The sequence below is a fragment of the Frankia sp. ACN1ag genome, assembly GCF_001414035.1.
Taxonomy (GTDB): domain Bacteria; phylum Actinomycetota; class Actinomycetes; order Frankiales; family Frankiaceae; genus Frankia; species Frankia torreyi.
Window position 1 is genome coordinate 264,905 of the sequence record NZ_LJPA01000001.1, and the last position, 20,620, is coordinate 285,524.

The following is a 20,620-nucleotide window of genomic DNA, read 5'->3' on the forward strand; positions in this document are numbered from 1 at the left end:
TGGATCCGATGAGTCGATCACGACCAGGCGAGGGCGAGCGTGGGATCCGTCAGCACTGCACCCACATCCGCGAGCACCGCCGCACCCAGTTCCCCGTCGACGATGCGGTGATCGAAGGACAGGGCGAGCTGCACCACCGTACGTACCGTGAGCTGACCGTCGTGCACCCAGGGAGTGGGACGGATCGAGCCCAGAGCAAGTATGGCGGCCTCCGGCGGGTTCAGGATCGGCGTTCCGACGTCGACGCCGAGCACCCCCACGTTGGTGATGGTGATGGTCCCGCTACGAAGATCCGTCGGGTCGAGCCGGTCCGCCCGGGCCGATGCGGTGAGCCCCGCGAGTGCCCGCGCGAGGCCGACGAGATCGAGCCGGCCCGCGTCGGGGATGTTCGGCACGACGAGGCCGCGCGGCCCCGCCACGGCGATGCCGAGGTTCACCCGGTCGGGGACCTGGATTTCCGCCCGCCCCGCGCCCCCGTCCTCGACCCAGCGAGAATTGATCATCGGATGCCGGCGCACGGCGACGAGCAGGGCCTTGGCGACGAACAGCAGCGGCGTGACCTTGATGCCGCCGAACTCCGGCAGCGCCGCCACGCGCTCGCGCGCGGCCATGGTGGCGGTCACGTCGACGCTGAGGAACTCGGTGACGTGCGGCGCGGCGGTGACGCTGGCGACCATGGCCTGAGCCATCGACCGCCGTACCCCGACGACGGGCACGTGCCAGGCCCCGGTCGCGGAGGAGAAAGCCGCGTCGGCCGGGACCGCGCCGATCCGCCGGTTGGCGGGCGGCGTCGCCTCCGGTGCGGTGGGCGTAGCCGGCGCCTCCGGTGCGGTCGGCTGCGACGCCGGAGTCGCCGCGGGCGCCGCTCGGGCGACGGTGTGCACGGCGGCCTGGACATCGTCCCGGCTGATCGTGCCGTCGGGGCCGGTACCGGCGATCCCGGCGAGGTCGACACCGAGGTCGCGAGCCAGCTTGCGGACGGGTGGCTTGGCGAGCACCGCGGACTTGGCGAGCACCGCGGGCTTGTCGAGCCCCGCGCCGTCCACCCGCGCCGGTCCGCTCCCGCGGGCGGGTCCCGGGGCAGCCTGGCGGCGGGGACTGCGGCGACGTTGCTGACCCTGGCGCGGCCCGTAGCCGACGAGCACGGGCACGCGCTCGCCGGCACCACCGTCGCGGGAGGCCGGCAGCCGCCCCCCGCCCGCCGCACCGCCGGCGGACCCGAACGCGGCCGTCGCCGGTGCGGGGGCTGCGTCCGCGGGCTCGGGCTGCCCGGCATCGGCCGTCCGGACCGTCAGCAGCGGTTCGCCGACGGCCAGGGTGCTGCCCGCTTCGCCGTGGATCTCCACCAGCACCCCGGCGAACGGACTCGGGATCTCGACGACCGCCTTGGCGGTCTCGACCTCCACGAGCGGCTGGTTCACCGTGACGGAGTCGCCGACCTGGACGAGCCAGCGGACGATGTCCGCGTCGGTCAGACCCTCGCCCAGGTCAGGGAGCCGGAACTGTCGCTGCGCCACGGGGAACCCCAGTTCGGATAGTGCGGGCGGGTCAGTAGCCGAAGGACCGGTCCACCGCGTCGAGGATGCGGTCGACGTCGGGCAGGTAGTGGTCCTCGAGACGGGCGGGAGGGTAAGGGGTGTCGAACCCGGTGACCCGCAGCACCGGCGCTTCCAGCGAGTAGAACGCCTGCTCGGCGACGCGGGCGGCGACCTCGGCGGAGACCGAGACGTTCGACGGCGCCTCGTGCACCACGACCAGCCGTCCGGTCCGCCGCACGGAGGCGAGCACCGGCTCGAGGTCGAGGGGGGACAACGAGCGCAGGTCGACGACCTCCAACGACCGGCCGTCGTCGGCCGCGCTGACCTCGGCGGCATCCAGGCAGGTCCGCACCGTCGGGCCGTAGCCGACCAGGGTCGCGTCGGTGCCCGCCCGCACCACCGCGCTGCTGTGCAGGCCGGTGGTCCCATCCGGGGACACCTCGCCCAGCGGACGGGGGTCCACCACCGCCTTCTCCCAGTACCGCCGCTTCGGCTCCAGGAAGATGACCGGGTCGTCGGAGCGGATCGCCTGCTGGATCATCTGGTGGGCATCGACCGGGTGCGAGCAGGCGACGACCTTCAGCCCCGCGGTGTGGCAGAAGTACGCCTCCGGGGACTCGCTGTGGTGCTCGACGGCGCCGATGCCCCCGCCGAACGGGATGCGGATCGTCACCGGCAGCCTGATCCGCCCGCCGGAGCGGTAGTGCAGCTTCGCGAGCTGGCTGACGATCTGGTCGAACGCGGGGTAGACGAAGCCGTCGAACTGGATCTCGCAGACGGGCCGGTAGCCGCGCATGGCCAACCCGATCGCGGTTCCAATGATCGCCGACTCGGCCAGCGGCGTGTCGATCACCCGGGCCTCGCCGAACTCCTTCTGCAGGCCGTCGGTCACCCGGAACACGCCGCCGAGGGTGCCCACGTCCTCGCCCATCACGATCACCTTGGGATCGGCCGCCATCGCCGAGCGCAGGCCCAGGTTCAACGCCTTCGCGAGGGTGATCGGCACGGGGGTGGCGGGCTCGCCGGTTCGCTCCCCGCCGACCTCGGCGGGCTGCTCGCCGGTGATGACGGCTCCGCTGGTCACCACGCCTCCCCTGGTAGCTGCGTTTCGCCTGGTACGTGCGTCTCGCCCGCCACGAGTCCACCCTTCACGCCGAGCCCATTCCTCACGCCGAGTCGATCCTCGGTGCCGGGTCGATCCCCGGTGCCGGGTCGATCCTCCCGGTCGAGCCGGTCGTCCGTCCCGCCGTCACCCGGATCGAGCGTGGCGGCGAACGCCGAACGCTGCTCCGCCACCAGCCCATTCTCGGTGACCTGCACATGGTCGAACAGGCTGGTCGGGTCCGGGTCGAGCATCGCCGTGCAGCGGGCGCGCAGCTCGTGGGCGAAGGTGTCGGCCTCGAGGGCCAGGTGCCGGTCACGCTCCTCACCGAGCAGGCCACGGGCCGCAAGATGGGCGCGCATCCGGTCCAGCGGATCCCGCCGACGCCACACCTCGAGCTCGACCGGCGACCGGTAGCGGGTGGGGTCGTCGGCCGTCGTGTGCGCGCCCATCCGGTAGGTCACCGCCTCGACGAGCACCGGCCCCCGACCGGCCCGGGCGATCGCCAGCGCCCACCGGGACACGGCGAGGCAGGCCAGCACGTCGTTACCGTCGACGCGCACGCTGGGGAAGCCGAATCCGGCCGCCCGGTGGAAGATCTCGGTCCGGCTCTGCCGGCGGGTCGGCTCCGAGATGGCCCACTGGTTGTTCTGGCAGAAGAACACCAGGGGGACGGAGAACACGCTCGCCCAGCCGAACGCCTCGTTGACGTCGCCCTCGCTGGACGCGCCGTCCCCGAAGTAGACGATCGCGGCCCCGGCCGAGCGGTCCCAGGTCATCCCCATCGCGTAGCCGGCGGCGTGCAGCGTCTGCGAACCGACGACGATCGAGTAGAGGGCGAAGCCGTGCGTGGCCGGATCCCAACCGCCGAGGTTGACGCCGCGGAAGATGGCCAGGACCGCCGCCGGGTCGACGCCGCGACACCAGGCCACCCCGTGCTCGCGGTAGGACGGGAACGCCATGTCGTCGGGCCCGAGCGCCCGCCCGGATCCGACCTGCGCCGCCTCCTGGCCGCGCAGGCTCGCCCACAGCCCGAGCTCGCCCTGCCGCTGCAGGCTGGTCGCCTCCTCGTCCATGCGTCGGACCAGCACCATGTCCCGGTACANACCGAACAGCTCGTCGTCGGTGAGGTCGGCGACGTACGCGGGCAGGTCGATGTCGACGGCGGTGAGTTCTCCACTCGGCGGTCCGGCGTCCGGACCAGCCTTCGGATGGCCAGCCTTCGGACGGCCGGGGGTCGGTCGGCCGGGCGTCGGACGGCCAGGGGTCGGCGGTGTGTCTGCCGGCCGGTCGGGCGGCGCGGCGGGCGGCGCGTCCGGTTCGGGCGTCCTGGCCCGGGACGCGACGGTGATCCGATGACCGGTCGGAGTGAGTAGCTGCATGAGCTCCGTCACACTCGGCAACGATAGACCTCAGACGGAGGCCGGCAACCCGATCTGCGAGTCCGCCGCGCGGGTGGTCACGCCTCCCCGCTCGGTGCCGGGGCCGCGGGTCGGTACGGTGTCGCGGTGACGAGTGCGCAGGACGTGCCCCGCCCGCCGGCCCGCCGCGACATCGGGAAGGTCGGCATCTGGAGCGGGCAGTTCGACTTCTCCCCGGCCGGCGTCGTCCGGGAGGCCATCGCCGAGCTTGACGAGCTCGGCTACCCCACCCTGTGGACGGGTGAGGTCAAGGGCCGGGAGGTCCTGGTCACCGCGAGCCTCGCCCTCGCGGCCACCTCACGGATCACGATCGCGACCGGGATCGCGCAGATCCTCGCCCGCAACCCGCTGACGATGACCGCCGCGCAGCTCGCCCTCGCGGAAGCGTTCCCCGGCCGTTTCCTGCTCGGGCTGGGCGTCTCCCATGCCGAGCTGATGCACATCCGGGGCGCCGCCTACACCCGCCCGCTCGCGCAGATGGCGGCCTACCTCGACGAGATGGACCGGATGGCCGCCGAGCAGTACCGGGCGGTGGCGCCGGCCGAGCCGCCGCCGCGGGTCCTCGCCGCGCTCGGGCCGAAGATGCTGGGTCTTGCCCGCGATCGCGCCGACGGCGCGCACACCTACTTCGTCCCGCCCGAGCACACCGCGGCGGCCCGCGAGATCCTCGGCCCGGACAAGCTGCTCGTCCCCGAACAGGCGTTCGTCCTGCACGACGACCCCGAGCAGGCTCGGGAGCTGGCGCGCCGGCACACCGGGTCCTACCTGCGGCTGCCGAACTACACGTCCAACCTGCGCCGGTTCGGGTTCGACGACGACGACCTCGCCGGCGCGGGCTCCGACCGCCTGGTCGACACGATCGTCCCCTGGGGCGACCCCGACGTCCTGCTCGGCCGGATCAAGGAGCATCTCGACGCCGGGGCCGACCAGGTCGCCGTACAGGTCCTGGACTTCGACCGCCGCGGGCTGCCCCGCCGGCAGTGGCGCGAACTGGCACCGGCGCTGTCGGCCCTGTAACTGCTGTCGGCCCTGTGACCGCTGTCGGCCGGGTGGCCGTCAGCGCGGTCTCGGCTGGTTACCCTGTCCCGGCTGTCGGTCCGGTGACGTCCACTGGCCCGGCGCGGCCGGGTCGGCGAGGCTTGCCGGACGGGGACGTCGGACGGAGGAACGCGGCATGGGCGGGGGGTTCGCGCGGCGGTTGACCGGGCGTCGGTCGGCAGTCGCGGGGTTGGCCCTCGGCACGGCCGGAGTCCTGCTGGTCGGGCTCGTCGCCTGTTCGATGCCCTACGGCGACGACGCGGATCCGACTCCCGCGCCGACCGGTGCGACCGCCACAGCGGCCAGCCGGGGCGGGACCGGTTCCCCGGCCACCCCGGGTGCGGCCGCCGGGGGCACCGGTTCGGCCGACGGTTCCAGCCCGGTCGGGAACGGTGCGAGACGGCCGACGGGGCAGCCCGTCACGATCGCGTTCGGCGGTGACATCCACTTTGCCGGCACGCCCGGCCAGCGCCTCGCGGCCGATCCCGCCACGGCGATCGGGCCGATCTCGGCGACCCTGGCCGCCGCGGACCTCGCCGTCGCGAACCTGGAGACCGCGGTGACCGACGGCGGCACCCCGGCGCCGAAGGAGTTCACCTTCCGTGCCCCGCCCACCGCGTTCGACGCGGTGCGCGCCGCCGGCATCGATGTCGTGACCATGGCGAACAATCACGGCATGGACTACGGCCTGACCGGGCTGCAGGACTCGCTGCGCCACGCCCGCGACGCCCACTTCCCGGTCATCGGCATCGGCGAGGACGACACCAGCGCCTTCGCCCCGTACACGACGACGGTGAAGGGGCAGCGCATCGCCGTCATCGGGGCGACCCAGGTCCTCGACGACCAGCTCATCGCCGCCTGGACCGCCGGGCCGCACAAGCCTGGCCTCGCCTCGGCGAAGGAGGTCGACAAGCTGGTCGCCGCTGTGCGGGGCGCGCGGGCGCGGGCCGACACCGTTGTCGTGTTCCTGCACTGGGGGGTCGAGCAGCAGCAGTGCCCGAGCGACACGCAGCGATCCCTGGTCCCCCGGCTCGCCGCAGCCGGGGCGGACGTCGTCGTCGGCAGCCACGCCCACGTCCTGCTCGGGGCGGGTTGGACCAGCGACGGCGTCTACGTCGACTACGGCCTGGGGAACTTCGTCTTCTATTCCTCCGGGACCGGACGCAACACCGAGTCCGGGGTGCTGCGCCTGACCGTGGCCGGCAGGGCGGTCACCGACGCCACCTGGGTGCCCGCCCGGATCGTGGGGGGCGCACCGCGGCCGCTGAGCGGNGCCGCCGGCAGCCAGGCGCTCGCCGCCTGGAACGCCCTGCGTGGCTGCACCGGCCTCGCGGCCACCGCCCCGTGATGGTTTGATCCGTGCTGGTTTGGTCCGTGATGGTTCAGGAGGCGGCGGACGCTGCCGCGCAGTCGGCGCACGTGCCGTAGATCTCCACGGTGTGCTCGACGTCGACGAAGCCCTCGGCGTCGGCGATGGCGGCGGTCCACGCCTCGATCTCCGGGCCGGCGATCTCCACGGTCCGCCCGCAGACCCGGCAGACGAGGTGGTGGTGGTGCGCCGCGGTGGCGCAGCGTCGGTAGACCGTCTCGCCGTCGTCGCGGCGGATCATGTCGACCTCACCCCGGTCCACCAGCACCTGGAGATGGCGGTACACGGTGGTCAGCCCGACCCCGGCGCCCCGTGAGCGCAGCAGGGCGTGCAGGTCCTGAGCGCTGGTGAAGGCGTCGGTCTCGGCGAGGGCGGCGCACACCGCGTCGCCCTGCCGGGTGGCGCGCACCGTCGTGCCGCGGCCGGGTGCGCCGCGCGCCGCCGCGCCGGGGACCGGCCGAGGGGACGGGTCCGCATCGGGCGATCTGGGCTCGTTCCTCGCGATGCTCACCGTCACTCCCTTCGCCGCGTCCGTGCTGTGGTCCGAGACGCCCCGGAGGTCCGAGACGCCCCAGAGATCCGAGGCGCCGTCGACCCCGGCCGGGCCGCGACGTCCTCGCGGCTCGGGTCGCGGCTCGGGGTGCTTCACGATCTCATTTTCTCACCTTCGCGCGCTGTCAGGGCCGTTCGGCCGACCCGGATGGCACTCCGATGGCAACGTTATTGACAATGGAATTCATTTCCGAAAAGGTGGATCGCGGCGGGAACAGGCTCGCCACCACTCCCGGAGGTTCCGATGTCACTCACAGTCACTCCGCAGCTCGTTGAGGCCGCCCGTGTCGGCGAACTGACCGACGAGGCGTTCCTGGACTGCGTCCGCACCTCGCTGCCGTTCGCCTATGAGCTGGTCGAGCGGCTCGCGGCCGAGCTCGGGCCGGCCCAAGCCGCCGGGTCGGACTTCACCGCCTTCGACGGCACGCCGCCCACCGACGCGGAGGGGGGCCAGCTACTGCGCGCGATGGCCAGCACCTCCATCCGCTCAGCGTTGGAGCGGCGTTTCGGCGTGGCCCTCGTGTTTCAGAACTGCCACCGGGTCGGGATGTTCGGCCTCGACGCGATCGGTGGGGAGCAGTACCGGCAGTTCGTGTCCCGCGAGGCGCAGATCCTCAATCAGAAGCCCGAGCTCGTCAACTGCTGAGCTCCCCCGGCGCCGGCCGGCCCCTCCCCGCGGCATAACCTTTGCCCTGCGTCGGGTGTCAGGGCCGGATGGGCGGAGGAGGATCGGCATGGCGCGGCAGGGCGGCCGGCCGGGTTGGCTGCGTGAGCCGGACCCGTTGCAGAATCCGATCGGGAGCCGGCTCGCCATTCTCGGCATGATCGCGCTGATCATCGGTGGCGCCGTGGCCATCGTGACCGGGGGCGAGCAGCCCGCATCCGGCCTGCCCGCCGGTGGCACGCACGCGAGTACCCCCGCCCCCGTCTCGACGGCCCCCGTCTCGGCCGTCCCGGTGTCCGCCGAGAACGACGCCGCGGAGCTGGCGTCCTGGTACCACGGGAGCGAGGGACTACGGATCCGGGTGGCCACCGACGTGGCCACCGTCCGTTCCCAGCTCGCCGCGCAGAACGGCGCCGCCCTGAAACCCGCGTGCGCCACCCTTGGAACCGACATCTCGGCGGCGATCACCGCGCCGGTGCCACCCACCGCCGGGGCACGGGCCCGTTACGACGCAGGAGGCCGTGGCTATACCGCGGCGACGGCCTCCTGCGCCCAGTTGTTCGACGGCACCCGCATCGAGGTCGGCGTTCTGCAGCAGCGCATCCGCACCTCGCTGGCCGACGGTGACCGGGAGTGGGCGGCGTTGGCGGCGATCATCGGCCAGCCGATGGCGACGGCGGCCCCCGCCGCCCCGTGACCGCGCAGCGGTCCAGCTCGTGCAACGTCCCGGTCAGCGGGAACGAGCGGACGCCGCGGTTGCACCATCCGCCGCGGCGCAGGGTGGCGAGCTCTGCGGCCGTGCCCCGGCGGTCGTAGGCGAGGACGAACAGCAGGACGCGCCGCGGGGGATGCTGGCGGGTCCGCACGGCCCGCTCCGCCCCACCGCGACCGATGGCGGTCAGGAACGTCGTCGCCGAGCGCGGCACCCGTGCACCTGGTCGCCGCGGGCCGTCGGCGCTGAGCTCCATCCCGTACAGCCAGCCCGCCCGAGCGAGGCGGCCGCCGACGATGACGGCGTCACCCGGGCGGTACTGGTCGCGCACTGCCAGAGTGGCGTCCACCATGCCCTCGATCGGGCGCACATCGTGGCGCTCCCGCCACATGGTGCCGATCCCGGCGGCCGCGCAGACCGGCGTCGCCGCGACGCCCGCGAGGCAGAGCACGCTGGCCGCCCTGATGACGTGACCGCGGCGCCGACAGGCCGCGGCCGCCAGCTCGCCCGCGCCGACCGCCGCGACGATGGTCAGCAACGGGACGAGGAACAGGTTCGGCCGGCAGGCCCCGAAGGGCCAGTAACGTCCGCCGCTCGCCGCGAGCTGAAGGAGCTCGGCGCCGACCAGGCTCCACAGCAGGGTCGCGCCGTCCGTCCGGCGGCGCAGCGCCCGGGCGCCCGCGAGCATGGCGACGGCCGTCGCGGTTCCCACGAGGGCCGTGGCGAGTCGGTGGCCCTCGAGCAGGGAATGCACCAGGTTGGGGTCGTAGCGGTCGATGCCGGGTGGCGCGCCGCCCAGCACCGCGAGTGCCTGGTCGGCGGTGAAGCGCAGCCCGCCGAGAACGCCTCGCCCGGCGAGGAACTGATCGTCCCAGAAGTGGCTCGCGCGCTGGCTGGACTGGTGGGAGACGAACAGCAGCGTGTGCCCGCCGGCCAGCAGCAGCGCCGGCGCGGCGCGCCAGCCGGTTCGGCGGTCGCGGACGAGGTCGCCCACGGCCAGCGGTACCAGCAGGAACACGGCGGGCAGCGAGACCGCGGCCAGGGCGCCGGCGGCAGTTCGGTTCCGCAGCGGCGCGCCGGGCGCCGTCCACAGGGCGAACACCGCGAGGGAGACGACGGCCTCGAGGACATACGGCTTGAGCTGGGTGCCGGAGTCGACGACGGTGCCGCTCAGCGCCACCGCGACCGCGCCGCCCGCGGCCGGGAGGACGCCGGTGAAGCGCCGCGCGGACAGGAATGTCGCCACCGCCAGCACCGGCAGCCAGATGCCGGCCGTGACGGTGCGCAGCGTCCAGGCATGCCAGCCGAGAACGTTGCCGGTCAGCCGGGTCAGCGCGATCGATCCCAGCGACGACGGCGCGTTTGCCGACTTGAGCTCCGGCCAGAACGTCGGCCACGGCTCGCCGGCGAAGTGCGGGCGCCAGAGCTCGTCGTACCAGAGCGGACGCCCGATCCGGGCGTGCAGCGTGATCTCCACCGCGATGACGGCGACGGCGAGCAGAAGCGCGACCCGCAGGTCGCGGCGCGAGTTGTCCACAGGTTGTCCACAAGCCGCCGCCTGCCTGTGGACAACCTCGTCGATGGTGTCGATAGGACTAGTTCTGCTTGTACCGGGCCAGGAACCGGTCGATCCGCCCGACGGCGTCGGTGAGATCGTCCACCGAGGGCAGCGTCACGATCCGGACATGGTCGGGATGTGGCCAGTTGAAGCCGGTTCCCTGCACAAGAAGAATCTTCTCGGCCGCCAGCAGGTCAAAGACGAACCGCTCGTCGTCCTCGATCGGATAGACCTCGGGGTCGAGCCTCGGGAACGCGTACAGCGCGCCTCGCGGCGGCACGCAGGACACGCCCGGGATGTCGTTGAGCAGCTTCACGACCGTGTCCCGCTGCTCCCGCAGCCGGCCGCCGGGCAGGACGAGATCACCCGCACCGCCGTTCTCGGCGAGTGCGGCGAGCGTGGCGAACTGCCCGGGCACATTCGCGCACAGCCGCATGTTCGCGAGGATGTTCAGCCCCTCGATGTAGGACGAGGCGTGTCCACGCGGGCCCGACAGCACCATCCAGCCGGAGCGGAACCCAGCCAGCCGGTACGCCTTCGACAGCCCGTTGAAGGTCATGCAGACCAGGTCCGGAGCCAGCGACGCGGTCGCGATGTGCTCAGCGTCGTCGTAGAGGATCCGATCGTAGATCTCGTCGGACAGCAGCATCAGATGGTGGCGCCGCGCGACCTCGACGATGTCCTCCAGCACCCGCCGGTCGTAGACGGCGCCGGTGGGGTTGTTCGGGTTGATGATGACGATCGCCCTGGTCCGCGGGGTGACCTTGCGAGCGATGTCCGCCACGTCCGGCGCCCAGCCGGCGGTCTCGTCGCAGAGGTAGTGCACCGGCCGCCCGCCGCAGAGGCTCACCACGGCCGTCCACAGCGGGTAGTCCGGCGCCGGCAGCAGCACCTCGTCGCCGTTGTTGAGCAGCGCCTGCAACGACATCATGATCATCTCGGAGACGCCGTTGCCCAGGTACACGCTGTCGGACGTGATTCCGGTGATGCCCTTGCGGTTGTGGTAGCCCACGACCGCCTCGCGCGCGGCGCGCAGACCCTTGGAGTCGCTGTACCCCTGTGCGTCCGCCAGGTTTGCCACGACGGCCTCAAGTACCTCCGGCGGTGCGGAGAAGCCGAACGGCGCCGGGTTGCCGATGTTCAGCTTGAGGATGCGCGCGCCCGCGGCTTCCAGCCGGGTCGCTTCGTCGAGGACAGGCCCGCGGACGTCGTAGCAGACGTCGGCGAGCTTGTCGGACTGGGTGAACTCCATCTACCCAGAGTAGGTGGGGCGTCCAGCGGATTTCCGGCGGCCCACGACCGCGACGGCCAGTTCACCCCACGGGAGTGACCGCAACACCAGCGAGGTCATGAAGAATGCGGCGACGGAGAGGACGATTGCACCGCCGGCCGCGACATTCCACTGCTCGCTGACAGCGAGTCCGATCACCCCTGAGGCGACGCCGACGCCGATGGCCACGGCGGTCATCGTGGATGTCCGGGAGCACCAGAGCCGGGCGGTTGCCGCCGGACCCACGATCAGGGCGACAGCCATGATCGTGCCGACAGCGGGCAGGGAGGTCACCACCGTCGCCTCGAGTGCCAGCAGCAGGACGAGATCGAGCCGGCGGGCCGGATAGCCCGCGGCGGCGAGGGCGTCCGGATCGAAGGCGGCGAGGTGCAGTTCCTTGCGCAGCGCCGCCAGCATCCCCAGCACGACCGCCGCCGTCACCGCGCTGACGACGAGATCGCTCGGCTGGACGGTGAGCACCGAACCGACCAGGAAGGCGGTGAGGTCCCGGCTGAAGCCCTCCTGTGTCGACATCAGCGCCATCCCCAGGGCGAAGCCGCCGGAGAGCACCACGGCGGTGACGCTGGTCGTCTCCCGCCCGTGCTCAGCGCCGCGCGGGCCGGTCAGCGCCGCCACGACAGCCACGAGAAGCACGCCGAACACCCCCGCGCCGAGGACGAGGCCCAGGCCGAGCAGCGTCGCGATCACCACTCCGGGGAAGGTCGCGTGGGTCAACGCCGTGGTCAGGAAGCTCAGCCGACGCAGCACGACATGGACGCCGACCGCACCGCAGAGCACCCCGACGATCACGACCTCCAGCAGCGCGCGCCGCACGTAGCCGTCGCCGAGCGAGGTGAGCAGAATCACCGCCGCACCAGCCGGCGGGTGGCCTGGCCGAGCGTCACCAGGGCGTAGAAGGCGACGAGGACGAGCACGATCGTGGCCCCGGCGGCGAGCCGCAGGTCGTGACCGACCGACGCCTCGTAGCTGGTGGCGAGACCCAGCCAGGCGCCGACCATGCCGACGAGCACCGCCACGGCGACGATGACGCCGAGCCGCTCGGACAGCAGCCGCGCCGCCGCAGCCGGCACGACGAGCATCGCGATCACGAGCACGGTCCCGACAGCCTGGACCGAGGCGACCACGACCAGCGCGATCAGCATGTTGCTGACCAGATCGAGCGCGGTGATCCGGTAGCCCGTCGCCCGGGCCCACTCCGGATCGAAGGCCCGCAGCAGCAGCTCCTTGCCCAGCCCGAGCAGAACCAGGCCGGCCAGGACGGTCACCGCCGCGGTGACCACGATGTCCGTCGTGTCGATGGTCAGCACGTGCCCGAACAGGAAGGCGGTGAGATCGGCGGTGTAGGAATGCTGCCGCGAGATGAGGATCACCCCCACCGCGAAGAAGGCCGTCAGCAGCACGGCCAGGGTCGCGTCCTCGTTCACCCGCCGGGTCGCCGCGATCGCCGTGAACAGGGCTGCGGCGGCCACCGCGCAGACGAGCGCGCCCGGCACGATGCCGGACCGGCCCGAGACCAGAAACCCGACGACGACCCCGGGAAAGACGGTGTGGGTGACGGCGTCCGTCAGGAACGCCAGCCGTCGTAGCAGCACATACACGCCGACCGCGCCGCAGAGCGCACCGAGGAGCAGTGCCTCGACGAGAGCCCGTGTCATGTACGGCCGGTCGAACGGCGTGACCAGGATGTCAATCATGAGCGAGCGACGATCAGCCCGCGATCGCCCAGCTCCAACGCCGCCCCGCCGTAGGCGGCCCGCAGCAGGTCGGGGGTGAGCACGTCGGCAGGCGGGCCGAAACCGAACTGATGCCGGTTGAGCAGGCAGATACCGTCGCACGTCAACTGCGCCAGGCCCAGGTCATGGGTGGACACGACGACCGCGGCGCCGCCGGCGGCGAGAGTCTTGATCGTGTCCAGCAGAGCCTCCTGGGAGACCGCGTCGACCCCGTTGAAGGGCTCGTCGAGCAGTAGAGCCTCCGGTTGCGCCGCGATCGCCCGCGCGAGCAGCACCCGCTGCCGCTGCCCCCCGGACAGCGTGCCGAACCGGTCTGCCGCCCGGTGCGCGAGGCCCACTGCCGCCAGTGCTTCGGCGGCCGCATCTCGATCAGCCCGCCCGGGTGGCCGCAGCCAGCCGATCCGCCGGTAGCGGCCCATCAGGACGACCTGTGCCACCGAGATCGGGAAGTCCGGGTCGAGCGTGTCCGCCTGCGGCACGTAGGCGACCAGCCGGCGCGCCTGCGCGGGCGCCTGGCCGAGGACGGTGATCGAACCCGACGCGACCGGCACCAGGCCAAGCAGCGCCTTGATCAGGGTTGACTTGCCGGCGCCGTTGGGCCCGACGAGCGCGACGATCTCCCCTCGGCGCACCGTGCCGTGGACCTGCTCCAACGCAGGCACCCGCCCATAGGCGATGCTCGCCTGGTCGAAGACGATCGCGGCGGGTCGGGACATGACCTAATTGGAAACGATTTTCGATGCCGATGTCAAATTGGACTCACTGGTCGCCGAAGGTGATGGTCACTCGGCGGTTGATCGCTCGTCCGGCCGGGTCGTCCGAGCCGTCGGGCAGGGTGTTGCGGGCGATCGGATCGGCGGATCCATGTCCCCTGGCGGAGACGAGCACCCCCGCTGGCGCCGCGGGACGCAGAAGATCGGCGACGGCGCTGGCGCGCCGTTGGGACAGGATCACGTTGTAGGCCGGGGTGCCGAAGCTGTCGGTGTACCCGTCTACCCGGACCGGCGTGACGGAGTCGGCGAGCCGGCCCGCCACGTCGGCGATCTGGCGGCGCGCGATCGCGGTGAGCTCGGCTGAGTCGAAGGCGAACAGCACGTCCGCGCTCAGGGTGAGCGTGGTCTCGGTGCCACGATGTTCCTCGGTGCGAAGCTCGACGACGCTCCTGGCGAGGTCGATCGGGCGGACCGCCTCATCGGTCCGCAGCTCGTGCACCGCGGTACGCAGCTCGTCGTCCGGCACGGGGGCCGCAGCGACGAGCGCCAGCACGGCGACCAACGCCAACATCGCTCGGGCCGTCCCACTCACGAGGCGACGTCCACTCACGAGGCGACGTCCACACCGTCGAAGACGATCTGATCGTCCAGATAGACGTCGATCTTCTTGACCTCGGCCGGCGGCGCGGCGAACGTGAAGGTCGCAGCCAGTGGACTGTCGTTGGCGGTGCGAGCCAGGACCGGGTTCGGACCGAGCGGCTCATTGTGGCTGTCGCGGACGACCAGGTAGCGGCGCAGGTGCTCGGTATCGACCAGGCTCACGCTGGCGCCTCGACCACCCGCCATGTCCAACAGGGAGACGCCGCCGGGCCGGTCTGTGCGCAGGTGCGGTGTGAAGATCAGCCGCAGGACGGCGAGTCTGCCGCTGACATGCAGGTCGACGAGCCCGATCTCGACGGGGCCATCCTTGCCGGCAGTGAGCCGAGTGGTTCGGGTGACCGCCGGGTTCTCGTTTCTCGGCGACGCCGGGCTCGCCGGCCGCGCGGATCCGGCGGCTGGACCGGAAGCGTCGGGACCGTCCGATCCGCCGGAACAGGCTGCGGTAGTCAGCGTCGCAAGCGTGACGAGTGCCGTGACTGCAAGGCTCAGACGGTGATGTGATCGCGGCATCTGAGCCTCCGGGCGTGGGGCAGGAACGTCCGGCGCCGATTATGGGCGTCATTCCGAGGCGTTGGCCGACTGGTCGAGCAATCGACGCAGTTCGCGTCCGAGGGAGCGCGGTTCGACGAGCGGCTGCCGGAAGGCGACCCGTACCTGCTCGGCTCCGGCGCCGTCCACCCGCCACAGGTCCATGCCGTACCGATCCAGGCCGCTGACCTGGACGCCGGCGATGTCGCCCTCGATCGTCGCCGGCAGAGCGTGTCGGGCGAGCTGGCGCATCTGATCCGCATGTCCGACGTTGAGATGCTCGATGAGCTCCGCCGCGTAGGCGCTGATCAGGTCCGGCTCGGCAAACGCATAGGAGGCCAGGTCGATGCGCCGACCCACCGTGGCGGAGGGCCACCGGCGTGGACGGCCGTCCCTGGCCACAGTGGGTAGGCAGAGCACCACGTCCTCGACCGATAGCGCCAGCACGGAAAGGCCATCGGTGACGCCGTCCTCCGTGCTGACCATGCGACCCAGATCGTCGAGCCGGCTCAGGATCTGCTCTGTGGTACCGGGCACCACCCGCAGCGGACCGGTCAGGATCAGCCGTTCGCCAGAGTGCCCTGGCACCTCGACCCAGCTTCGCCTCCCATTCCTGGCAGCGCTGGCCAGCCGGCCGACGGCGCTCGCCATCAGCACCGGCTCACCCCCGTCATCGATCACTCCCACCCAGCCCCGTGCCTGCTCACAGGGGAGGGTCAGCAGTGCCGTGCGGCCACCGGCAAGGACCGTCCTCGCCTGTCGAGCCATAGTGATCATGTCTTGGGTGTGGGCTGGCGACGTCACTGAGACCTCCATGTATTCAGGTAAGGCTTACTTAAGCCAGGCTGGATGCAGAGGTCAAGGGATACGCCGGCCCGATGTGGGCATCCGCCACACGGCCGTGGTCCTGATGTCCACCCGGTTCCCGCTCTGGGCCGACCGGGGTCTTATGGACGGGGCGGGGATTCTAGGCTGTCGTAGTCGACGGATGTCTCGCCCTCGAGGAGGAGGTGCCGGTGATCTTCAAGTTGGTCGGAGACGGTCGCCCGTACCCNGAGCACGGCCTTGGCCAGCGGGACTGGGCGGCCATTCCCCCTCGCCAGGTCCGGCTCGATCAGCTCGTCACGACGAAACGGGTACTGGCGCTGGATGTGCTGCTCGATGAGGACTCGACCTTCTATGGAGACCTCTTCCCGCACGTGATCGAATGGGGGGGTGCTCTCTACCTCGAGGATGGGCTGCATCGGGCGGTCCGCGCGGCGCTGCAGCAGCGCACCTCGATACACGCCCGGGTCTACGTGCTCACCGGACCGGCTTTGAGTGACTCCGCTCAGTCTTCGGTGGCGCGGTAGGTCACGTAGACGTCCCTGCCGACCTTGGCGAACAGATACTGCGGGCAGGTCGAGGACGGACGGTAGGCGGTGATCGGCCGAAAGACCGGTGACCGCATCACTGGCTTGAGGTCGCCGCCAGCGGTCCTCCTGGCCTGCCGGCCAGTGACATCCGGCGCGTCGGCTCGCTCGTACCATCCGCCGCAGTAGCGGACGTCGTGCGGTCGCGACGTCCAGGCCGGGGTGTGGAAGAACCACAGGAGGTAGGCCGTCCGCATCATCAGAACGAGCAGAAGAATGATCAACACAGATCGGAGGAAGTTCCCAGCTCGTCCGGACGCGAGGATGGGGCTCACAAGACCGGGAGCCTACGGGCATCGCCTCACGTAGCCAGGCAACCGACCTCGTGTCACGCCAGACTGGGTCACGAGACGGGGCATCTGGTCGAGTGCGACGTGTGCGGATCGACCGGCACTCGGCTTGGGCGGAGGCGCTCACGCCGCCTGTCCGACCGAGGATCCGTGGCCAGGCCCACGGGGCGTGGCAGAGCGGAAGAAGCGCAGCGGGTCAGGATCGCTGCTGATCGTTGGCGCCTCCTGCGTGACCGTACCATCCGGATGGAAGACCAGGAGGTCTCCGGCCGGTCGCCGTTCGAGAACCAGGCCTCTGTCGTGAATCAGCCGGTGATGGAGTGAACAGAGCAGAACCAGATTCACGGGATCCGTCGGCCCGCTCTCGATGCCCCATTCCTGCAAGTGATGAACCTGAAGCCATTGGGTGTGTCGGCAGCCGGGATACCGGCAGACGCCCTTATCTCGCGCATAGATAGCCCTCCGCAGCTTGGTGGATGGGCTCCGTCGGGTGCGTCCGAGCGCGAGCGGGTTTCCCTTCGGGTCGGTCAGAACCGCACGGAGAAGGCTGTCGCAGGACAGCCGGCGGACGACACTCGGCGCGAGCGTGGCACCGCCCTCGATCTCGCAGGTCCGACCGCTAGGATCCTTCTTCTCGGCCTTTTGGGTTCGGTCGTCCCGACGAGTTTCGGCCCCGCCTATCAAAGTGTCGACATCGACATGTACGTTGACGGTGTATGAAGTCGGATCAGTCAGTCCCGGCGCGCCGTGGGTAAGGAAGGACTCCGCGACTCCCGCGAGCGCGTCGACTCGCAGGGCTTGTGGCACCACCTTTTCCGGGTCGTCTGCTGAATCGATAGACATCTTCTCGTCGTCACGTGGTCCGGCCGACTGGTCGAGACTTGTCGCGGCCATCGCGAGGGCCTTGGCGACCACCGCGCCACGTTCCGAATCGAGATGGGCGATCAGAAAGAAGGTGCCGTCCTCGTTCCAATGCCAGGAACAGCGCACGGAGTCCTTCTTGCCGCTGTTCTTCTCGCGGTCGTCCTGGCCGTCTGAATCGATCTTCGACTGGAGGGAGACGAGTCGTTCGAGCTCGCGGGCTGAGCATCGCGCCGCCTCGTGAGCCCACGCGGCATCCGTGTCCGGGGTTGCGACGCGCGTGACGGCTCGGACCTTGGAGTAGGAGATCTCGCCTCGGGCGAAGGTCGCACTGATCTGTGGAAGTGTCTGGAGTGCGCGAGCGACGCGCAGATACTCGTAGCTCGCGCGCAGGCCGATCCCGCAGCGCCAGGCCAACCAGTGCGCACAGGTCGGCAGCCCGGTTGCGGACCATCCCTTCCGGCGGTCGAAGGCGGCGATCAGAGTCAGCCAGCGGCAGGTCGCTGCCGAGATGCGACCAGCCCAGCTGCAGACTTCCACCTCAAGGTCGGGGAGGGGGAGGGCGTTCAGATCATCGTCGAACATGTGTTCGATTTTGCGTCACGTCGGCCTCCTCGTCAAGTGCCGCGCATCACCGCAATTCACGTCGAGGAGGTCATCCAGCATCGCGGTCGGTCGCGGTTGCCTCTCTTGGGGTTGTGGCTGCCAATGTCAACGCTTCTCTGCTCCGCGGTGCACATCTCGTTCTTGTGATCGCCGGCGCGTCCACGGGAGCGNCCGTGGATGGCCATGCTGTTGTGGGGTGAACGCCGGGTCCGCTTGACAAGCGTGCGCGCGAGTTACATAATCGATCACATGTTCGAATTGCTGGAGGGGGTGAGCTGCCGATCGAGTCGCTCAGCTCCGCAGATAGGCGAGGACCGCCAGGACCCGACGGTGGTCCTTCGTGGTCGGCTCGAGTCCGAGTTTCGAGAAGACGTTTGATATGTGTTTCTCGACCGCGCCACTGCTCACGACCAGGTGTGCGGCGATCGCGGTGTTCGATCGGCCTTCTGCCATGAGAGTGAGGACCTCTCGTTCCCGAGGGGTCAATGCGGACATGGGGTCGTTACGACGATTCCGGACGAGAAGCTGTGCCACCACTTCCGGATCCATGACGGTGCCGCCTGCGGCGACCCGACGTACCGCGTCAACGAACTCACGCACGTCGGCGACGCGGTCCTTCAAGAGATAGCCGACGGCGCCAGCGCCGTCAGCGAGAAGCTCCGCCGCGTACTGTTTCTCGACGTACTGGCTCAGGACGAGAACCGGTGAGCCGGTGACCTCGGAGCGGGCCCTGATCGCGGCTCGCAGCCCTTCGTCGCGGTGGGACGGAGGCATTCGGACGTCCACGACGGAGACGTCGGGCTGGTGCGCCACCACCGCATCGACCAGGCCGGGCCCGTCTCCGACCGTGGCGACTACTTCGCAACCGGCGTCGGTGAGAAGGCGACGCAACCCCTCACGGAGCAGTACCGAATCCTCGGCGATGACCACCCGCACGATGCATCAGCCCTTCTTCGGGATCCTGGGCTCCGGCGTCGGAGAAGNCCGACGCTACCCGTGGATGGGTGTTGACCGTCCGAGGTTGACGGATTTCGGGGGGAGCTGCCAGCAGGACAACTGACGGCTTGACGACGTTGCGGGAGGGGGTGTGGCGATGAGCGGGTCGGACATGGCAGTCTTGGTCCCTGTGAGCACAGGTTGGTCGGCGGGTGGAGGGACGGCTCGCCTTGGACGAGCTGCCACCTTCGCGTCGTCCTCCGTGTGCCTGGCGTGGGCGGCGCACGTGGTCGGTGGTGCCCAGCGGTCGCCGGCCACAACGATGATCATTGCCTTTCTCCTGTTCACCCGGATCGCCTATGGCCTCGGTGGCCGGGAGCGGCGCCTTCCGATGCTCGTGGCAGGCGTCGCGGGGACCCAGGTTCTGCTCCACATCACCTTTGCTCTCGCGCACCCGCACACGCATCGGGCGGGCGGCTGCTCGATCGAGGCGCGGATGGTGTTCGCGCACGGTCTGGCGGCGGTGTGCGTCGCGGTGCTGCTGCGCCGCGCGGAGCGTGTGCTGTGGTCGGCGTCCGGGCTCCGTCCCCATGCGGTCCTGTTCCGTCTGTTCCGGCCGGTGGCGGATCGGGCCGTGCCCTCGGTCCCGCCAGTGCCACGCGTCGACGTCCGCCGACGGGCCCCCCGTCCCCATACCAGACCGCTCGGGCCATCCGCCCGTAGGCGTGGTCCGCCGCAGGGCCAGCCGGAGATCGGTCGGATGGAGCGGTGTGCCACAGATTGCTCATCGCTGCTTTTNGCCATGGCCTGACGAACGACACTCCGGCGCCCGAGAGACACGGAATCTCTGTGTTCCCGCTGCGCTGTGGGACCGTTTGGAAGGATTTATATGATTCGCCTCTTTAGTCGTGCGGGCGTACTCGGCGTGGTTGCCGGCGCGGCCGTACTCGCCATGACAGTGCCGGCCTCCGCGCACGTCACCCTTCAACCGTCCACGGCGTCCGCAGGTAGCTACGCCACGCTCTCGTTCAAGGTGCCGACCGAGGAGGACAACGCGTCCACCACTGGTATCGATGTTCAGTTCCCCGTGGACACACCGCTCGCGTCGGTGTCGGTGCAGCCCAAGGCCGGCTGGACCTACAAGGTCGCGAAGGCGGCGCCAGCGAAGCCTCTGAGTACAGACGACGGCCAGGTGAGCGAGGTGGTCACCCGCATCACCTGGTCGGCGCAGGGGAGTCAGGGGATCAAGCCGGGGGAGTTTGACACGTTCACCGTCTCCGCCGGTCCGTTGCCGGACAAGGCCGGACAGCTCACGTTCAAGACGCTGCAGACCTATTCGAACGGGGACGTGGTGCGGTGGGTCGATGTGGCGCAGCCTGGAGCCGGGGAACCGGAGAAGCCGGCGCCGTCGCTGACGGTAACCGCAGCCGGAGCGGACGCGGGTTCATCCACCGGCGCCCACGATTCGGTGTCGACGCAGAACGCCGCGGAAACCTCGCAGCCGGATGGCAGCGACGGGACCGCCCGCTGGCTCGGGATAGTCGGAGTGGTCCTGGGCGCGCTCGGTCTGCTGGCCGGTGCCTTCGCACTGGTGACCTCGCGGCGGCGGGCGTAACTCCATGCGAAGAGTGATGGT

General features: G+C 70.7%; 20 protein-coding genes and 1 pseudogene. 6 read left to right on the forward strand and 15 right to left on the reverse strand.

Going from position 1 to position 20,620, the window contains the following annotated elements; genetic code table 11:
* Positions 1 to 17: 17 nt before the first annotated feature.
* From UK82_RS01110 to UK82_RS01120, 3 genes are all read right to left on the reverse strand, one after another.
* Entirely contained in the window at positions 18 to 1,517 is a 1,500-nt protein-coding gene (locus UK82_RS01110; RefSeq protein ID WP_055406033.1) for a dihydrolipoamide acetyltransferase family protein, read from the reverse strand.
* Positions 1,518 to 1,548: 31 nt separating this feature from the next.
* Positions 1,549 to 2,622: an alpha-ketoacid dehydrogenase subunit beta gene (locus UK82_RS01115; protein ID WP_082121903.1), complete on the reverse strand. Its 1,074-nt coding sequence runs from the start codon at positions 2,620 to 2,622 to the stop codon at positions 1,549 to 1,551.
* On the reverse strand, positions 2,619 to 3,745 hold a 1,127-nt coding region (locus UK82_RS01120), incomplete at its 5' end, for a thiamine pyrophosphate-dependent dehydrogenase E1 component subunit alpha (RefSeq protein ID WP_236705329.1). The genes UK82_RS01120 and UK82_RS01115, both read right to left, overlap by 4 nt.
* A 403-nt stretch (positions 3,746 to 4,148) precedes the next feature.
* Here UK82_RS01120 and UK82_RS01125 point away from each other — a divergent pair.
* Positions 4,149 to 5,078, forward strand: coding sequence for an LLM class F420-dependent oxidoreductase (locus UK82_RS01125; protein ID WP_396230429.1), 930 nt, complete (start codon positions 4,149 to 4,151; stop codon positions 5,076 to 5,078).
* Between the two features lie 157 nt (positions 5,079 to 5,235).
* Positions 5,236 to 6,371: CapA family protein (locus tag UK82_RS01130; protein WP_236705330.1), on the forward strand; the 1,136-nt coding region annotated here is incomplete at its 3' end.
* Between the two features lie 110 nt (positions 6,372 to 6,481).
* Here UK82_RS01130 and UK82_RS01135 read toward each other — a convergent pair.
* Entirely contained in the window at positions 6,482 to 6,877 is a 396-nt protein-coding gene (locus UK82_RS01135) for a Fur family transcriptional regulator (RefSeq protein WP_044885490.1), read from the reverse strand.
* A gap of 387 nt (positions 6,878 to 7,264) precedes the next feature.
* On the opposite strand from UK82_RS01135, the gene UK82_RS01140 reads away from it, so the two are divergent.
* Both UK82_RS01140 and UK82_RS01145 read left to right on the forward strand, forming a co-directional pair.
* Positions 7,265 to 7,666 (forward strand): SCO5389 family protein, encoded by a 402-nt coding sequence (locus UK82_RS01140; protein ID WP_044885433.1) that lies wholly within the window; start codon positions 7,265 to 7,267, stop codon positions 7,664 to 7,666.
* Between the two features lie 88 nt (positions 7,667 to 7,754).
* Positions 7,755 to 8,381, forward strand: coding sequence for a hypothetical protein (locus tag UK82_RS01145; protein WP_044885434.1), 627 nt, complete (start codon positions 7,755 to 7,757; stop codon positions 8,379 to 8,381).
* On the opposite strand, the gene UK82_RS01150 is transcribed toward UK82_RS01145, so the two are convergent.
* The 8 genes from UK82_RS01150 to UK82_RS01185 all read right to left on the reverse strand — a co-directional run bounded on the left by UK82_RS01150 (position 8,338) and on the right by UK82_RS01185 (position 15,647).
* A complete protein-coding gene (locus UK82_RS01150; RefSeq protein WP_044885435.1) occupies positions 8,338 to 9,933 on the reverse strand; it encodes a hypothetical protein in 1,596 nt (531 codons plus the stop codon). The genes UK82_RS01145 and UK82_RS01150 overlap by 44 nt on opposite strands.
* 58 nt (positions 9,934 to 9,991) lie before the next feature.
* Complete coding sequence (locus UK82_RS01155) at positions 9,992 to 11,206, reverse strand: pyridoxal phosphate-dependent aminotransferase (RefSeq protein WP_044885436.1); 1,215 nt, start codon at positions 11,204 to 11,206, stop codon at positions 9,992 to 9,994.
* Positions 11,207 to 12,091, reverse strand: coding sequence for a metal ABC transporter permease (locus UK82_RS01160; protein WP_044885437.1), 885 nt, complete (start codon positions 12,089 to 12,091; stop codon positions 11,207 to 11,209).
* The gene (locus UK82_RS01165) at positions 12,088 to 12,939 is read right to left on the reverse strand and encodes a metal ABC transporter permease (RefSeq protein ID WP_044885438.1); all 852 of its coding nucleotides are present in this window, start codon (positions 12,937 to 12,939) and stop codon (positions 12,088 to 12,090) included. Before UK82_RS01165 ends, UK82_RS01160 begins: the two co-directional genes overlap by 4 nt.
* Positions 12,936 to 13,694, reverse strand: a complete 759-nt coding sequence (locus tag UK82_RS01170; RefSeq protein ID WP_044885439.1) for a metal ABC transporter ATP-binding protein — start codon at positions 13,692 to 13,694, stop codon at positions 12,936 to 12,938. Before UK82_RS01170 ends, UK82_RS01165 begins: the two co-directional genes overlap by 4 nt.
* Before the next feature lie 43 nt (positions 13,695 to 13,737).
* Positions 13,738 to 14,262 carry an OmpA family protein gene (locus UK82_RS01175; protein ID WP_063897415.1) on the reverse strand — a complete coding sequence of 175 codons (525 nt, stop codon included), beginning with the start codon at positions 14,260 to 14,262 and terminating at the stop codon, positions 13,738 to 13,740.
* A 35-nt stretch (positions 14,263 to 14,297) separates the two neighbouring features.
* Entirely contained in the window at positions 14,298 to 14,513 is a 216-nt protein-coding gene (locus tag UK82_RS34870) for a hypothetical protein (RefSeq protein WP_236705332.1), read from the reverse strand.
* A gap of 396 nt (positions 14,514 to 14,909) precedes the next feature.
* Complete coding sequence (locus UK82_RS01185) at positions 14,910 to 15,647, reverse strand: DUF2470 domain-containing protein (protein ID WP_236705333.1); 738 nt, start codon at positions 15,645 to 15,647, stop codon at positions 14,910 to 14,912.
* Between the two features lie 287 nt (positions 15,648 to 15,934).
* Between UK82_RS01185 and UK82_RS01190 the strand changes: the two are divergent.
* Positions 15,935 to 16,231: pseudogene (locus UK82_RS01190) on the forward strand (type II toxin-antitoxin system VapB family antitoxin); the annotation flags it as partial.
* Here the strand turns inward: UK82_RS01190 and UK82_RS01195 are convergent.
* The 3 genes from UK82_RS01195 to UK82_RS01205 all read right to left on the reverse strand — a co-directional run bounded on the left by UK82_RS01195 (position 16,210) and on the right by UK82_RS01205 (position 18,984).
* Positions 16,210 to 16,566 carry a hypothetical protein gene (locus tag UK82_RS01195; RefSeq protein WP_055406035.1) on the reverse strand — a complete coding sequence of 119 codons (357 nt, stop codon included), beginning with the start codon at positions 16,564 to 16,566 and terminating at the stop codon, positions 16,210 to 16,212. The pseudogene UK82_RS01190 and the gene UK82_RS01195 overlap by 22 nt on opposite strands.
* 138 nt (positions 16,567 to 16,704) lie before the next feature.
* Positions 16,705 to 18,027 (reverse strand): HNH endonuclease signature motif containing protein, encoded by a 1,323-nt coding sequence (locus UK82_RS01200; RefSeq protein ID WP_199865390.1) that lies wholly within the window; start codon positions 18,025 to 18,027, stop codon positions 16,705 to 16,707.
* Between the two features lie 312 nt (positions 18,028 to 18,339).
* Entirely contained in the window at positions 18,340 to 18,984 is a 645-nt protein-coding gene (locus UK82_RS01205; RefSeq protein WP_044885443.1) for a response regulator transcription factor, read from the reverse strand.
* 889 nt (positions 18,985 to 19,873) lie between these two features.
* Between UK82_RS01205 and UK82_RS01215 the strand changes: the two genes are divergently transcribed.
* Positions 19,874 to 20,599, forward strand: a complete 726-nt coding sequence (locus tag UK82_RS01215; RefSeq protein WP_055406036.1) for a YcnI family protein — start codon at positions 19,874 to 19,876, stop codon at positions 20,597 to 20,599.
* The last annotated feature ends 21 nt before the right edge of the window (positions 20,600 to 20,620 follow it).

What these genes read in the sequence shown, in the direction of transcription:
- UK82_RS01140 (WP_044885433.1), top strand. Translation starts at nt 7,265, where the DNA reads ATGTCACTCACAGTCACTCCGCAGCTCGTTGAGGCCGCCCGTGTCGGC.
- UK82_RS01145 (WP_044885434.1), top strand. Translation starts at nt 7,755, where the DNA reads ATGGCGCGGCAGGGCGGCCGGCCGGGTTGGCTGCGTGAGCCGGACCCG.
- UK82_RS01155 (WP_044885436.1), bottom strand. Translation starts at nt 11,206, where the DNA reads ATGGAGTTCACCCAGTCCGACAAGCTCGCCGACGTCTGCTACGACGTC.
- UK82_RS01165 (WP_044885438.1), bottom strand. Translation starts at nt 12,939, where the DNA reads ATGATTGACATCCTGGTCACGCCGTTCGACCGGCCGTACATGACACGG.
- UK82_RS01170 (WP_044885439.1), bottom strand. Translation starts at nt 13,694, where the DNA reads ATGTCCCGACCCGCCGCGATCGTCTTCGACCAGGCGAGCATCGCCTAT.
- UK82_RS01175 (WP_063897415.1), bottom strand. Translation starts at nt 14,262, where the DNA reads ATGTTGGCGTTGGTCGCCGTGCTGGCGCTCGTCGCTGCGGCCCCCGTG.
- UK82_RS01185 (WP_236705333.1), bottom strand. Translation starts at nt 15,647, where the DNA reads ATGGCTCGACAGGCGAGGACGGTCCTTGCCGGTGGCCGCACGGCACTG.
- UK82_RS01200 (WP_199865390.1), bottom strand. Translation starts at nt 18,027, where the DNA reads ATGTTCGACGATGATCTGAACGCCCTCCCCCTCCCCGACCTTGAGGTG.
- UK82_RS01215 (WP_055406036.1), top strand. Translation starts at nt 19,874, where the DNA reads ATGATTCGCCTCTTTAGTCGTGCGGGCGTACTCGGCGTGGTTGCCGGC.